Genomic DNA, 15,815 nt, shown 5'->3' with positions numbered 1-15,815 from the left:
GAGACATATCGAAACAATCGATTGTACAAATTATTTGCGATAACGCAAAGTTGCGACCATTCAAATGGAATAGGGAACGTCGAAGCCCGTCTATCGTAGTACTGATTGATCCGCAAAATCCCGCATAGTGATCCGCAGTTGGCAATCGAACCTATCGGCAGATCGAACGATACAAGGCATGCGTCCGACGCGATGGAAAGGCTATGAACCACCCAGACTATTTGACAGAAGTGCGCAGCGACAGTGATTGTGCCGATCTTCGCCCTAAGGTTTACCTTACATTTGATGACGGACCTCATCCAGTATGGACGCCGAAAATACTTGACATATTGGCATACGAGCAAGCGGCGGCAACTTTTTGTGTCATCGGCGCATACGCAGCGGAGTATCCAGAACTGATCAAACGGATCGCCGCAGAAGGTCATGAACTCGCTAACCACACCATGACACATCCAGACCTTTCGAAATGTGAGCCGGACCTAGTTCGCCGTGAAATATGGGAGGCGGATGCGCTTATCAAGGAGACGTGTCCTGCGGCAAAAGTGACGTATATCCGGGCGCCATACGGAATCTGGACGAAAGACGCAATCGGGGAAACGGGGAAGGCTGGATTGATCGCGCTTCACTGGTCAGTAGACCCGCGGGATTGGTCTCAACCGGGTGTCAATGTGATTGTTGATGCGGTGATGGCATCAGTCCGGCCAGGCTCGATTGTGCTGTTGCATGATGGAAGCCCCCCCGGAGAGTCAAACTCCGATGTTCACACGACATCCCGCAGACAAACGACCGAGGCTCTCTCGCGTCTAATTCCTGCATTGAAGGCGCGCAGGTTCGTGATTAGTCGACTTCCTGATCGTCGATCCAAAACACTGGCCGAATGAGCACACATCTGTAACCACTAGCCTGCTTGGACTATTGGCTAGCCACTCATTGCAAACGGTTCCCTATAGTCACATCGAGAGATCGTGCACGATTCTGGCGGACAATCAAATGAAGATGTCAGGAAAAACTGACCCGTGAAAAAGGATCCACTGATATAACTTTCCGTGTCCGCCGATGGAGGTGTTGTTGCCCACCTCGATACCATGGAACGCATTGAAGGAGGTTATTAGTCAGTCGAAAGCGACAGATTAATACGATTGCATCAACAAAAAGGCGGTACACGACAGCACCCAGTCAACTCTTCCCGTCTACGGTATCGCAGTTTCACGCAGGGTCTGTCGTCGATGTGATCACGCCGAGCAGGCGTATTGACGGATCCTAGCAGGCCTGTAATCAGATCGTTTTTTGACACCACTTAGCAAACTGACCTCGATGAACATTCCTGCCGCCATCAATACGACCTCCGTTTTATTGTACGCACTTCTTTCTGCCGTTTATAAGACAGCGCAGGTTCTACATACCCTACCCGCTCCAGCTGAGCATAGCAACCGATCCGCCACGAATTTTCTTCCCGACGTCGACGTCATCGTTCCGTGCTTCAACGAAAACCCCGATACTCTGCGCGCGTGTCTCGCCTCTATCGCAACGCAGGAATACTCAGGGGCTTTAAAAATCCACGTGGTCGATGACGGATCCGCCAACCGCGATGCGTTGGAACCCGTTTATCGCGACTACGAGCACGATCCAAGATTCAATTTTGTTCTTCTTCCCCAAAACGTGGGAAAACGCAAGGCCCAGATCGCCGCAATACGGGCTTCATCCGCAGAACTCATACTCAACGTCGATTCCGACACGACCTTGGCGCCGGACGTTATAAGCCAACTCATACTGACAATGAGCGATGCAGAGGTCGGCGCCGCCATGGGTCAATTGACCGCCAGCAATCGCAACGATACGTGGTTGACCCGTCTGATTGATATGGAATACTGGCTCGCGTGTAACGAGGAGCGCGCAGCTCAGGCCCGGTTCGGCGCCGTGATGTGCTGCTGCGGGCCGTGCGCGATATATCGCCGCTCCGCGCTTCTCTTGCTGCTCGACCAGTACGAAACACAGATGTTCCGGGGAAAGCGAAGCGATTTTGGGGAGGATCGTCATCTAACAATTCTCATGCTGGCCGCGGGCTACCGAACAGAGTACGTTCCAAATGCGATCGCTTCTACCGTCGTTCCAGACAGACTCGGGCCGTATCTTCGCCAACAATTGCGCTGGGCGCGAAGCACATATCGCGACACGCTGTTGGCGCTACGCCTTTTACCCCGCCTAGATCGGTATCTTACGCTGGACGTCATTGCGCAGAATGCAGGCTCCCTATTGCTCGCGATCGCAATGCTCTCCGGCTTTTTACAGATCGCATTGACAGAGACGGCCCCATGGAAGGCGTGCTTCGTGATTGCGTCAATGAGTATGCTCCGCTGCTCCGTGGCAGCTATGCGCTCTCGTGAGCTTCGATTTCTTGGGTTCTCCGCGCACACGCTGGTCAACCTACTGTTCCTACTACCTGTTAAGGCGTACGCCTTGTGTACACTCAGCAACAGCAACTGGCTGTCCCGCGGCGTGGCCGCCGGCGGTTGTAGCGCACACGTCGACCCGCCGGGGCACGACACTGAAACGGACACCACTATATCCACAAATGGCGGGGCTCAGCGTGACAAGCACCGTCGACACTGGGATGAGCAGGCATTAACGGAATCTGATGACGTTTTCCGAAACAGATGATCGTGTTCGTCACGAGATCTTCCTGAAGAGAACAACCATTTGGATTTCCATGTCAATGCCAACTGCAGCAATCACGTTTACAGGTGTCAACAAGTCCTACGGCGGGAAGCTCGCTGTCAATGGACTGTCCTTCCACGTAGAGCCGGGCGAGTGTTTCGGCCTTTTGGGGCCTAACGGCGCAGGCAAGAGCACGACCGCGCGGATGGTCCTCGGGATGGCGCTACCTGACGCGGGTACGATCACAGTCCTCGGAGAGCCTGTGCCTGGACGCGCGCGACGGGCACGTGCACGAATTGGCGTCGTTCCGCAATTCGATAATCTTGAACCCGGGTTCACAGTGCGTGAGAACCTAGAGATATTCGGGAGCTACTTTGGCATGAGCGCAGGTGAGATCTCGGTTGTGATTCCCTCTTTGCTCGAATTCGCGCGCCTGGAAAGCAAGGCTGATGCGCGCGTTATCGAATTATCAGGCGGCATGAAACGGCGTCTGACGCTCGCTCGCGCGCTCATCAACGACCCCCAACTACTTGTAATGGACGAGCCCGCGACGGGCCTTGATCCGCATGCGCGCCACCTCATCTGGGAACGCCTGCGCTTGCTACTCGCGCGCGGCAAAACAATTCTTCTCACCACTCATTTCATGGAAGAAGCGGAGCGACTGTGCAACCGTCTCTGTGTGATTGACGAAGGGCGCAGCATTGCCGAAGGTACTCCTAGTGCGCTGATCGAAGAGCAGATTGGGAGCCAAGTGATTGAGATATATGGCGGCAATTCACATGAACTGCGGCCGTTACTCGAGCCCTACACACAGCGAACCGAAGTGAGCGGCGAAGCATTGTTTTGCTATGCCGCTGATCCTGAGCAGGTGCGTTTGCAGTTGCGGGGGCATCCGGGTCTGCGCATTCTCCAACGCCCCGCCAACCTGGAAGACGTGTTTTTGCGGCTAACCGGCCGCGAAATGAAGGATTAGTGATGCGTGAGGTATTCATGATAACTCTGCCCGGCAACGCGCTGAACTGGCACACGGTATGGCACCGCAACTACCTTGCATGGAGGAAATCTGCGCTTGTGTCGCTCCTCGGGAACCTTGCGGATCCGATGATGTACCTGTTTGGTCTTGGCCTAGGTGTGGGAATAATGATAGGCCGCGTCGACGGCACGTCATACATCGCCTTCTTGGCCGCTGGAATGGTTGCGACGAGTGCAATGACTTCTGCCACCTTTGAGACGATTTATGCGGCCTTCTCGCGAATGCATACTCAGCGCATGTGGGAAGCGGTGTTATGCACTCAACTCACGATTGGCGACGTCGTTCTAGGTGAACTTTCATGGGCGGCCACAAAAGCCCTTCTTGCCGGCGCTGCGGTGATGGTGGTTGCTGCGGTCCTAGGCTATGCGGCGCTGCCGAGTATCATCTATGTCATGCCCGTCGTCGTTCTCACTGGACTCGCCTTCGCGAGTCTGGCTATGGTGCTCGTCGCCATCGCGCCCAGTTACGACTATTTCATTTTTTACCAAACCCTTGTTCTGACGCCCATGTTGTTCCTGAGCGGCGTCGTCTTCCCGATCGGTCATCTCCCCGGTGCTCTTCGGCAAATTGCGAGATTCCTTCCGCTGACACATTCCGTTGAGCTGATCCGCCCAGCGATGCTGGCACGGCCTGTCGCTAGTATCAGCCTTCACGTGGCTGCGCTTTGCGTCTACGCAGTACTGCCGTTCTTTTTATCGGCGGTTCTACTTCGCCGCCGCCTAATGTCGTGACGATTTTGGCAATCAATCCGAGCCCACGAGCTTCGCAACGGACCATCTGCGCAGCACTCACACCCTCTTTCAACCCGTTAGATGAACGCCATGACATACCCCATGCAGACAACTGAGCCATTTGCGATCGTGGGGATGCCGAGGACCGGCACTCACTACTTGGAAGAATTGCTGAATGCGCATCCGAACGTGTCAAGCAATGGTGAGTTGCTCAATCCGTATGACCCAATCTGGCCCGATCGCGCCCGGCTTTTGCGTAGCGATCGCGAACTGCTCGAGCTAGCCTATCTGCACCATCCGACCATGACCGGGAATCCCCATTTGACACACGTCGGTTGCAAGATCAACCAGCCTCAGTTTAACGAACGTCCCGGGTTTTTCGAGACGCTGGCCGCGTGGCCACGTTTGAAGGTACTGCTCGTGATTCGACGAAACACGTTGGAATCGTTTCGTTCTTTGGTGCAAGCAAGACAAAGCGGTCAGTGGCTAAAATACGGTCCGGACAACGACGACTCACGTCCGCCTCCGCAAGTCATGTTGAAAATCGAAGACTGTGAGGCTTACTTTAAAGCCGCGGACGATTTCCACCACTTAATTCTGAGCTCGTTTTCACCGTCGAGCGTGCTCACTATCGACTATGAAACTCTTCGGGACGATCCGGCCTCAAGTCTGAAGGCGGTCTCAGCCTTTCTCGGCATCTCGAATCACCCTTGCTCTGAAAACACATCTCTTAGACGTCAGGAAGTTCGATCGCTGCGGCAGACGGTACTTAACTTCGAAGAGTTGAGGCGTCACTTCGAGGGCAGTCGATACGATAGCTTTTTCGAAGCTCAAGGGGGCTGATCGGCCCGCCAAACATCAAGATTTCCCCGATAGCTTTCAATTGTCTAGCTTTTGAAGAGCATTGGCTTTATCGACTCGCAAACTCGGGTTTAGCGGTCCGCAGCCTAGCTAAACTAATTCTTGCGTTCCGAACAGCAGATGAACCCCGATGTGTATGGCCCACTGTTCCGGTTCTGTGTTCAGCGAATGGCGTATGAACATATTGTTATAAGGTGACTTCAAATGGCCTCAACTGTGCAATGGAGACTGTGTTGGGAAAATGAGCTAGGGCTCTCGGACCACATAGAATTGTCCGAGTTCTTTCGGGCAACGTATGGACCAACTGGATCTTTTAACGCGAAACCTTTCGAGGGCAGCCGGAGTTGGGCTGGTGCGCGGCCCGAACTCCGTGCGATTGCCTACGATTCGCAAGGGGTGGCGGCTCACATGGGCTCGCTGCGCCGGTTCATCAAGGTTGGCACGGTCGATGTTCTTGTAGCCGAACTGGGACTTTACGGAGTTCGTCCGGATCTCGAAGGACTCGGCATCAGCCATTCGATCCGCGCGATGTATCCGGCACTGCAGGGCCTTCGGGTTCCTTTCGCATTCGGCACGGTGCGCCATGAGTTGAAGAACCATATCGCGAGGTTGTGTCGGCATGGATTGGGAACGGTCGTCTCGGGCGTGCGGGTGCGGTCAACTCTGGCCGACGTTCGTCTAGATTTGCCCCCGACACGCACTGAAGACGTCCTTGCGGTAATCATGCCGATTGGTAGCTCGATGAGCCAGTGGCCGGAGGGGAGTGCAATCGAGCGCAATGGTCCGGAGCTATGAAGGCTGGCGCTTCACCACAGAAGGCGGTGGAGCCGACGCCCCCATGCAATTGTCCTTATAGTAAACCGCTATCGAGGTATGTGAACTTGACACATGTAGCGAACTTCGACTTGCTGCTTCGGGAATTGAACTCCAACGATCCGTGGCGGCTGGACAGTAACCCGTTCGAATTCGAGCGCCACAGGCAAATGCTTCGATTGTCACTTGCCAAGGGCATCGTCACAGATGCACTTGAAGTCGGATGTGCGGGCGGGGCGTTCACGGAAAAGCTGGCGCCTCACTGTCGACGGCTCACCGTCATCGATGTAGTTCCAGAAGCGATCGCGCGAACACGCGCACGGCTAATGGAACCGGCCAATATCACTTGGATCGTATCAGACATCCAGCGCTTTTCGGCTCCGGAAAAGTTCGATCTGATCGTTGTCGCGGAGGTTCTTTATTACCTCGGAAGCATCGCCGAGGTACGGGCCACTGTGCAGAGCTTGGCGCGCATGCTTGCGCCCAACGGGCAGTTGGTATTCGGATCGGCTGTTGACGCCAATTGCCGGCGGTGGGGCCACATCGCCGGGGCGGAAACGGTGCTCGAAATGCTACGGGAAGAGCTGACCGAGGTCGAGCGCGTGCAGTGCATCGGGCGGTCGTCCAATGAGGATTGCATGCTCGCGCGCTTCCGGAGCCCGATGGATTTTCCAAATCAACCGAATTGCCTCCGTTAGAGCGGGAGATACTATGCGCATCTGCGGCATCAAACTGACACACGATGGAGCCATCGCTGTTGTGGAGGATGGAAAGCTCCTTTTTTGCATCGAACAGGAGAAGCGGGACAATAACCCGCGATATCAGGAAATCGGGAATCTCGACGTAGTTGCAACAGTGCTGAGCGAACACGGGCTGCTTGTCGATGACATCGATCAGTTTGTAATTGATGGCTGGGACGGCGAGATAGAGTCGGAATTTCGCACTCTCAGCGGCCGTACGCCTGTGATCTTGAAAGGTGCTCCCTATATCGAACGCAGAGCCGACGATCTCCTCCATCCGCTCGAACGCACCGGCCTGTTAATCGGCGAACAATCGTATTCGTATCAGAGCTACCCTCATGTTTCGGGCCATGTCGCGTCCGCGTACTGCACCAGTCCGTTCGCGATAAGCGGGGAGCCTGCATACTGCCTAGTCTGGGATGGCGGCATGGTCCCAAGACTGTACTATGTGCGACCGGACGAAGCACGCCTCGTCAATTGCCTGTTCCCAGTTATCGGCCAAATGTACGCGGCGGCTGGACATCATTTCGGGCCCTATAAGAAGGCGAGCGGCGCTGACTGGGACCTGGGCGTGGCAGGCAAGCTTATGGCATACATCGCGCTCGGGTCGGTCGACGAAGGCATCATTGCAGTCTTTCGGGATCTTTATGAGCAACGCTTTGCCGGCGACACCGAACTTGCGCAAGAATACCGCGAGAATGTCCGCATACCAGAAAAATCTCTCGCAGCTACACGCGACTTTTTCCAAGAATGCGTTCCACAATTGGAGGCCAAGCCTGAAGAAGACATACTTGCATCCTTTCACGTATTCCTCGAGCGTCTTCTGGTTCAAGGAATGGAGGCAGCGCTCTCACGCCATCCGATTTTCGAGCCGCGGAACTTGTGCATCTCTGGCGGATGCGGTCTTAACATCAAATGGAACAGCGCACTACGTGAGAGTCGTCTTTTTGACGCAATCTGGATTCCGCCTTTTCCGAACGATAGTGGGTCTGCGATTGGCGCCGCTTGCTGCTCGATGGCAGCGAACAAAGGCTTCCTGCCGTTGGAATGGTCGATCTATAGCGGGCCAGCAGTGAAAACTGGTGACGTGCCGCCCGGATGGACAACGTCCCCTTGCTCCATTGCACAACTCGCCGGCGTACTCGCTGAAAATAAACCCGTCGTCTTCCTAGCCGGCAGGGCAGAGCTGGGACCCCGAGCGTTGGGTGCCCGAAGCATTCTCGCTGCTGCGACGTCCCCTGCGATGAAGGACTTCCTCAACGCGGTGAAGCATCGGGAGCATTTTCGTCCGGTAGCACCAATATGTCTTGAAGATCGGGCGGTTGCCGTCTTTTGTCCCGGTACTCCAGACCCCTACATGCTGTTCGATCATCAGACGCGCGAGGAATGGCGGGAGAGGATCCCCGCCGTAGTGCATCTCGACGGATCGGCTCGGTTGCAAACCATTGCAAGAACTTCCGCGCATCCCGTGGCGCAACTCCTGATTGAATACGAAAGACTCACTGGCGTTCCTTTGCTATGTAACACCAGTGCCAACTATCATGGACGTGGCTTCTTTCCGGACGCTGCTTCAGCCTGCGAGTGGGGAGGTGTCGAACATGTATGGTGCGACGGTCTTTTATTGAGCAAGGCATGTAGCACTGGCCTGCCATCGTCAATCGACGAACCAGGTTCTGGCGGCCAGTTTGAGCGGGCCGTAGGCGCACCGCTCGGGGCGTGACTTGAATGAGTGCGTCAGGGACTTTCTTTCACGGACGAACTGCACAGACAGCGGCAGCATCCCTCAATGTCAAGATTTTTTATATTGCCATACCGATGCCCCACCACACTGCTCCGACCCTGCGATGCAGAGCGGACGCCTTTGCTTCCAACAGCGGTTTCACCCCCCTATCGTAGACAAATATGAAGAAGACCTCCGTTTCAGATCTTCATGTGCATGGCTTCCGGATTCAGCCGGAGTCGAGAGGACGATTGCTCCGGCAAACGCCCGCCATCCTGTGGTTCACGGGGCTGTCGGCAGCTGGAAAGTCGGCGATTGCCGACAAGGTCGAGGCACTACTGCATGCGTCCGGCCAACTCACCTACATTCTCGATGGAGACTCTATCAGGCTCGGTCTATGCAAGGATCTCGGCTTTGCGGATGCGGATCGCCACGAGAACGTGCGGCGCGTGGCCGAAATTGCAAAATTGATGGCTGACGCGGGGCTCGTAGTGCTGGTGTGCCTCATTTCGCCGTTCCGTCGCGATCGGGAACTCGCCAGATCTACCGCGGGTAGGCACCGTTTCGCCGAAATCCACGTTCACGCTAGTTTGGCCGTAGCCGAAGCTCGCGATCCCAAGGGACTGTATCGGCTTGCGAGAACTGGCGCCATACAGCATTTCACCGGCATCGACTCGCCGTATGAACAGCCGACGGTCCCGGACGTATTCATCGACACATGTTCGAAGTCCATCGATGAAGGCGCGGACCTTGTGGTGAAGTGGCTCAATAGCCGCTAGTTGGAGCGAGACGAGTGTGGGCACGCCGCAAAACTGGACTCGATAAACCGATGTCCATGGCGGACGAGCGGCTCGATCGACGCCAATTGTCGGAGCGGGCGAAACGTCGACACTCGCATGTTGCATACCCTCCTTCCAGCGAACCCGGTGCCAGGGAGGTGAGTTTCTTCAACCACCCATCTGATTGCACTGCGCTCACGCGGACCAAGGTAGACAGATGATTGATTACGGCAATCTCAATTGCTATCGCGGACGATCGCGGTCTCGGTTGCGCGACTCAGCGTTGCTTCCGGCAGCAAATCGGCCTCTCGGCCGTGCCGCATCGATCACTGTCTTGCTTTCACTAGTCTATTCACTTTCCGGCTGCACAGTCGGCCCCGAATATCGCACTCCCGCGCCGCCCGCGACCGACAGCTATACACCGAAGGCCCTACCCGAACACACGGTTTCGTCGCCCGGTGCGACGGGTCTTGCGCAGCAGTTCAAGGCTGGCGGCGAGCTGCCTGCACAATGGTGGACCCTTTACCGTTGCGAGCCCCTCGACGCGCTGATACGCGAGGCCCTCTCAAATAGCCCGAATATCGCTGCAGCCAGCGCCGCGCTGCGCCAGGCGAGCGAAAATCTGCGTGCGCAAACAGGGATCGATCTATATCCCGCCATCGATGTGAAGCTCAATGCTACTCGCGAAAAGCTCAATGGCACGACGCTAGGCCAGCCCAGCCTGAACAGAATACTAAGTCTGTACAACGCATCAGTGAACGTTTCCTACAACCTGGATCTCTTCGGGGCTGCACGCCACGAACTCGAGGCGCTGGGCGCGCAGGTCGACTTCCAGAATTTGCAGCTACAGGGCACATACCTGGCGCTGTCAGCGAACATCGTCACCGCTGCGGTCAGGGAAGCTTCCCTCCGCGAGCAGATTGACGCGACCGAGCGTATCGCCGCGGATGAGGAGACTCAGCTCGGTGTATTGCGTAAGCAACTTGAGTTCGGCGGGGTGGGTCGCGTGGCTGTGCTCTCGCAGGAAACGTTGCTCGCACAAACGCGCGCTACCCTGCCGCCACTGCGGCAGTCTCTCGATCGGGCGCGACATCAGCTTGCCGTGCTCGCGGGTAAACCGCCTAGCGATAACAGCGTTCCCGAGTTCAGGCTGTCGATGTTCACCCTACCGCAGACCTTACCCGTCGCCCTCCCTTCGTCGCTCGTCCGTCAACGTCCGGACATCCTGGCTGCGGAAGCCCTGCTGCGTCAGGCGAGCGCCCAGGTCGGCGTCGCAACCGCGAACATGTATCCACAGCTTACGCTGTCCGCAAACTACGGCCCGCAATCATTAACGCCAGCGGGCATGCTGAAGTACGCGGACATGATCTGGAACATCGGCGCGGGGCTCACGCAGCCGATCTTTAACGGAGGCCAACTGAGCGCTAAAAAGCGCGCGGCGGAAGCCGCCTTCGATGAGGCCAACGGGCAATACAGGCAAACGATACTGCTTGCATTCGAAGATGTCGCGGATACGCTCCGCGCACTCGATCACGATGCAGCCGCACTCGCCGCGCAAACCGAAGCGTGGCGTGCAGCCAGCAGCTCGCTCGAGCTGACGCGTGGCCAGTTTCGTGCCGGCGGTGTCAGTTATCTAGCTCTGCTCGATGCGCAGCGTCAATACCAGCAGACCATCGTCAATCTCACCCAGGCGCGCGCTGCACGCTACGCAGACACGGCCGCATTGTTCGAAGCACTGGGTGGCGGCTGGTGGAGCGACGCGGCCAGGATCCAGACAGGACAGGCGGACTCCGATATCAACCCGCAGTGAACCCTCTTTCTGCTTGCCGCGCCCCGCATGGTTTCCAATGCTGCGCGTCCAAAGGGATCTGTTCCATATCAGTTTGCCGTGCAAGGACACGACGATGACGACAAATAAACCAACAGCAAAACGGATGATCACCATGCTGATCTGCATGGGCGTTCTGCTTGGCGCGCTGATCGGTTTCAACCTGTACAAGGCGCATATGATCCGGAAATTCATGGCACACAATGCGGTGCCGGCTGCTACCGTCACGTCCGCCGTCGTGAGCTATCAGATATGGCAGCCACAGCTTGCCGCTGTGGGCAGCCTGCGTGCCGTGCGCGGTGTCGACGTGACGACTGAAGTGGCTGGACTCGTTCGCGAGATCGCATTCAAGTCCGGCGAGGAAATCAAGGCTGGACAGGTGCTCGTGCGTCTGAACGACCGCTCGGACCGCGCGCAGCTCGCCTCGCTAAGAGCTGCCGCCGAGCTCTCGCAAACCGTCTATAACCGCGACACGGCACAGTACGACATTCAGGCGATTGCCAAGGCGCAAGTGGATGCTGATGCCGCCGACCTGAGAAGCAAACGAGCACAAGTCGAACAGCAGGCCGCACTAGTCGAGAAAAAAACGATTCGCGCGCCTTTCGCGGGACGCGTGGGCATCACGACAGTCAATCCAGGCCAGTACGTCAATCCGGGCGACGCCATCGTTACGTTGCAAGCTATTGACCCCATCTACGTCGACTTTCACCTGCCCCAGCAGGAACTCGGTCAACTGCAGGTGGGACAGAGCGTCGCCGTAGCTACAAGTGCATTCGTGAGCCGCGGCTTCGTGGGCAAGATCCGCGCTATCAACCCGCGCCTCGACAGCACGACGCGCAACGTGGAGGTCGAAGCGGCCCTCGACAACCGCGAGCGCAAGCTGTTGCCGGGGATGTACGCTAGCGTAAAAGTCGATGTTGGTCACGAGCAGCGTTACCTGACACTGCCGCAAACGGCAATCACTTACAATCCCTACGGGGCAACAGTTTTCGTCATCAAACCGGGCGAGCATAAGGACGCACGCGGCAAAACGATGCCCGTTGCGCAACAAATCTTCGTAACGCCAGGACCCACGCGCGGCGATCAGGTTGCGATCCTGAAGGGCTTAGACGAAGGCGCACTAGTGGTGACGAGCGGCCAACTCAAGCTGAGGAACGGCACACCGCTCGTAATCGACAATCGCGTGTTGCCGGCAGACAGTCCTGCTCCGACGCCCCAAGAACAATAAGAGTTCCTCAGATGGATTTCACCGACATCTTTATCAAACGGCCGGTCCTCGCGTCCGTGGTAAGCCTGTTCATCCTCGTGCTGGGCTTACGTTCCCTGTCGACACTTAAGGTTAGCGAATATCCCCAGACCGGCACTGGCGTCGTTACCATCACCACCTCGTACTATGGCGCTAGCGCCGAGACGATGGCCGGCTTCGTTACTCAGCCGCTCGAAGCCGCGATCGCACAGGTGCAAGGCATCGATTACATGTCGTCGAAGAGTAGCACGAGTGTCTCAAGTATCACCGCGACTCTCCGCCTGAACTACGATCCGAACCGCGCGCTAACAGAGATCAACACCCAAATCGCGTCTATGCGGAACCAGTTGCCACCCCAAGCGCAACAGCCAGTGTTGACGATTCAGGTCGGCCAGACTACTGACACGATGTATATGGGCTTCTACAGCGATGTCCTGCCAAGCAACAACGTCACGGACTATCTGCTGCGCGTTGTCAAGCCGAAGCTCGATTCAATTCAGGGCGTGCAAACCGCAGAGGTTCTCGGCGGCCGTCAGTTCGCGTTGCGCGCGTGGCTTGATTCCACCAGGCTCGCAGCGCACAACGTCACGGCTTCTGACGTCTACACCGCACTCGGCAACAACAACTATCTGGCGACGCTCGGAGCAACCAAAGGCCAGATGACCAGCGTCAGTCTAAACGCTGGTACCGATCTGCATTCCGTCGAAGACTTCAGGAAGCTGGTTATCAAGCAGAAGAACGGCGCGGTCGTGCGCCTAGAGGATGTCGCCAATGTTGTATTGGGTGCGGACAACTACGACTCCAATGTCGCTTTTAGTGGAAAACGCTCGGTGTTCATTGGGATCAAGGTAGCGCCCGACGCCAACCTGCTCGAAGTAGCGAAACGCGTCAAAGCTGTGTTCCCTGATCTGCAGAAGCAGCTCCCCACGGGGGTGTCGAGCGACATCGTCTATGATGCCACGGACTTTATCGAGACTGCCATCGACGAAGTGGTGAAGACGCTCGTCGAGGCACTACTGATCGTAACGCTAGTGATTTACCTGTTCTTCGGCAGCTTCCGCGCGGTGATAGTGCCCTTGTTCGCGATGCCGCTGTCTCTGATCGGCACATTCTTCATGATGCAGTTGCTCGGCTACTCCATTAATCTACTGACGCTGCTCGCGCTGGTGCTCGCGGTCGGACTCGTGGTCGATGACGCGATCATCGTAGTTGAGAATTTCGACCGACACCTGACGACCGGGGGCAAGCGTCCCTTCGATGCCGCGCTCATCGCCGCGCGCGAACTCAGTGGCCCGATACTCGCAATGACTGTTGTGTTGATTGCCGTCTATCTCCCCATTGGCTTCCAGGGCGGACTGACGGGCGCACTGTTCACGGAGTTCGCATTTACACTGGCAAGCGCGGTCACTATGTCGGGCGTGGTCGCGCTAAGCCTATCGCCAATGATGTGCTCGCGACTCTTTCATCACGAGCAGCAACCCGGACGCTTCAACCGGTTCGTCCATCAGCAGTTTGAGAAAGTGCATCGGAGTTACATGCGGCTCCTGCGCTCGATACTGGACACATGGACCGTATTCGTCGTGATGGGTGCAATACTGTTATGCGGGACCATCTATTTATTTGCGACGTCACAGTCCGAACTCGCCCCCCAGGAGGACCAAGGCATCGTACTGTCGCTGATCCAGGGACCACCCAATGCGACGATTCAACAGATGCAGATGTATGCTGACCAGGTTTTCCAGATATCTAAGCAATTGCCCGAGTATGCGCAGATGTTTCAGTTGACAGGCGCGCCGACATTGAATCAGGGCTTCGGCGGCGTGCTCTTCACGACATGGGACAGGCGAAAGAGAGGTGCCTCCGAGTTGCAACAGGAGCTTCAACAGAAGTGGAATGGCATCGCCGGCGCGCGAGTTGCTGCTTTCCAGCTTCCACCCCTGCCCGGTGCGCAAGGCTTCCCGGTGCAGTTCGTGATCAACACGACTGAGCCTTTCGATAACCTTAACGAAGTAACCCAAGCGGTTTTGCAACAGGCGCGCGAAAGCGGCATGTTCCTCTTTGTCGACTGCGACCTAAAGATCGACAAGCCCGAGACCGTTCTGATGGTTGACCGCGACAAGGTCGCCTCGCTCGGCCTTACGCAAAGCGACATGGGACAGGCGCTCGGAGCTGCGCTCGGTGGTAATTACGCGAATTATTTCTCGGTCGCCGGCCGTTCTTACAAGGTGATTCCACAACTTCAGCAGGTCGACCGAATGAACCCATCGCAGCTATTAGACTACAACCTGCGCACTTCCGACGGCAGTATGATCCCTGCTTCGACTGTCTCCCATCTGAAGTCGACGGTTGTGCCCGAATCCATCAACCATTTTCAGCAAATGAATTCGGCAACGATCTCGGCCGTAGTCGCACCCGGCGTTTCGCAGGGCGAAGTACTCGAGTTCCTGCGCAACGCCACAACCCGCGTCGCTCCCTCAGGATACAACATGGACTATTCCGGACTTTCGCGCCAATTCATGCAGGAGTCGGGCGGCTTCCTAATCACTCTGATGTTCGCAGCGGTCATTGTGTTCCTTGCACTCGCGGCGCAGTTTGAAAGCTTCCGCGATCCCATCGTCATTCTGGTATCAGTGCCGTTGGCGTTGTTCGGTGCGCTGATCTTCATTAACATCGGCGTTTCCACGCTCAACATCTACACGCAAGTCGGACTGGTCACACTCATGGGGCTTATCAGCAAGCATGGCATTCTCATCGTGCAGTTCGCGAATGAGTTACAGCGTTCAGGCCGCAGCAAGCGCGAAGCTCTTGAAGAAGCGGCAGGCGCGCGCCTGCGCCCGATCGTCATGACTACAGCCGCCATGGTGCTTGGTGTTCTGCCGTTAGTGATTGCGTCCGGCGCTGGCGCGGCAGGGCGCAACGCGATCGGGCTGGTAATATTCACGGGACTGTCGATCGGCACTCTGTTCACACTGTTCGTTGTCCCGTCGATGTACATGTTGTTAGGTGCAGAACATCACAAGAAGACAACAGCAATGACGTGACCGCCATCAACTGTGCAATTTTTCGTGCACTCCTCGCGCCGCGGCGTGGCTGGAGCAAGCGACTTGCGATGACTGCAAGGACTGCCTTCACGCGGGTCTTTGTGTCTCGCCATTGATCAGCCCCACGTATCTGAGGACACGAAGACTCCCCTAAGATCAGGGATAGCCTAGGCTAGCGGTAAGCCTAGACATTATGTGAAACCGTTGAATTTATGAGTGAACCGGAGCACCGTTGGCGAGGCGTTAACCCGAACCAGGTGTCCGGTCGGACCGAGCAATTGCAGGAAGGCGGAGTGGCGGCGATGAAAGCTGACGATACGTCGCACCGTCATCAGAGCACGCCGCAGCGGACTAGGACGACCGGTGTC

The 15,815-nt window shown here is 56.6% G+C and carries 12 protein-coding genes; all 12 read left to right on the top strand.

The genetic code is table 11. From position 1 onward, the window contains the following. Positions 1-203: 203 nt before the first annotated feature. Positions 204-881, top strand: a complete 678-nt coding sequence (gene nodB, locus GCT19_RS30665) for a chitooligosaccharide deacetylase NodB (protein ID WP_152854005.1) — start codon at positions 204-206, stop codon at positions 879-881. A 433-nt stretch (positions 882-1,314) separates the two neighbouring features. Continuing rightward, positions 1,315-2,658 (top strand): chitooligosaccharide synthase NodC, encoded by a 1,344-nt coding sequence (nodC, locus tag GCT19_RS30660; RefSeq protein WP_018434997.1) that lies wholly within the window; start codon positions 1,315-1,317, stop codon positions 2,656-2,658. Positions 2,659-2,713: 55 nt separating this feature from the next. Next, positions 2,714-3,628: a nodulation factor ABC transporter ATP-binding protein NodI gene (gene nodI / locus GCT19_RS30655; RefSeq protein WP_026228602.1), complete on the top strand. Its 915-nt coding sequence runs from the start codon at positions 2,714-2,716 to the stop codon at positions 3,626-3,628. A 2-nt stretch (positions 3,629-3,630) separates the two neighbouring features. Beyond that, on the top strand, positions 3,631-4,419 hold the full coding sequence (locus GCT19_RS30650; protein WP_026228601.1) for an ABC transporter permease: 789 nt from the start codon (positions 3,631-3,633) through the stop codon (positions 4,417-4,419). Positions 4,420-4,521: 102 nt separating this feature from the next. Next, positions 4,522-5,262: a sulfotransferase gene (locus GCT19_RS30645; RefSeq protein ID WP_018434994.1), complete on the top strand. Its 741-nt coding sequence runs from the start codon at positions 4,522-4,524 to the stop codon at positions 5,260-5,262. A gap of 222 nt (positions 5,263-5,484) precedes the next feature. Then, the gene (locus GCT19_RS30640) at positions 5,485-6,075 is read left to right on the top strand and encodes a NodA family N-acyltransferase (protein ID WP_026228599.1); all 591 of its coding nucleotides are present in this window, start codon (positions 5,485-5,487) and stop codon (positions 6,073-6,075) included. A gap of 110 nt (positions 6,076-6,185) precedes the next feature. Beyond that, the gene (gene nodS / locus GCT19_RS30635; RefSeq protein WP_303246864.1) at positions 6,186-6,791 is read left to right on the top strand and encodes a nodulation methyltransferase NodS; all 606 of its coding nucleotides are present in this window, start codon (positions 6,186-6,188) and stop codon (positions 6,789-6,791) included. A 13-nt stretch (positions 6,792-6,804) separates the two neighbouring features. Continuing rightward, positions 6,805-8,553, top strand: a complete 1,749-nt coding sequence (gene nodU, locus GCT19_RS30630; RefSeq protein WP_152854004.1) for a nodulation protein NodU — start codon at positions 6,805-6,807, stop codon at positions 8,551-8,553. 182 nt (positions 8,554-8,735) lie between these two features. Next, positions 8,736-9,332 (top strand): adenylyl-sulfate kinase, encoded by a 597-nt coding sequence (gene cysC, locus GCT19_RS30625; RefSeq protein ID WP_035491029.1) that lies wholly within the window; start codon positions 8,736-8,738, stop codon positions 9,330-9,332. A 334-nt stretch (positions 9,333-9,666) separates the two neighbouring features. After that, complete coding sequence (locus tag GCT19_RS30620; RefSeq protein WP_018434989.1) at positions 9,667-11,142, top strand: efflux transporter outer membrane subunit; 1,476 nt, start codon at positions 9,667-9,669, stop codon at positions 11,140-11,142. Between the two features lie 94 nt (positions 11,143-11,236). Next, positions 11,237-12,388 carry an efflux RND transporter periplasmic adaptor subunit gene (locus GCT19_RS30615; protein ID WP_026228596.1) on the top strand — a complete coding sequence of 384 codons (1,152 nt, stop codon included), beginning with the start codon at positions 11,237-11,239 and terminating at the stop codon, positions 12,386-12,388. 11 nt (positions 12,389-12,399) lie between these two features. Continuing rightward, positions 12,400-15,447: an efflux RND transporter permease subunit gene (locus tag GCT19_RS30610; RefSeq protein ID WP_018434987.1), complete on the top strand. Its 3,048-nt coding sequence runs from the start codon at positions 12,400-12,402 to the stop codon at positions 15,445-15,447. The last annotated feature ends 368 nt before the right edge of the window (positions 15,448-15,815 follow it).

Source organism: Paraburkholderia atlantica, from assembly GCF_009362785.1.
Taxonomy (GTDB): domain Bacteria; phylum Pseudomonadota; class Gammaproteobacteria; order Burkholderiales; family Burkholderiaceae; genus Paraburkholderia; species Paraburkholderia atlantica.
Note: the sequence above shows the minus strand (reverse complement) of the source record. Positions and strands in the feature narration are given on the sequence as shown.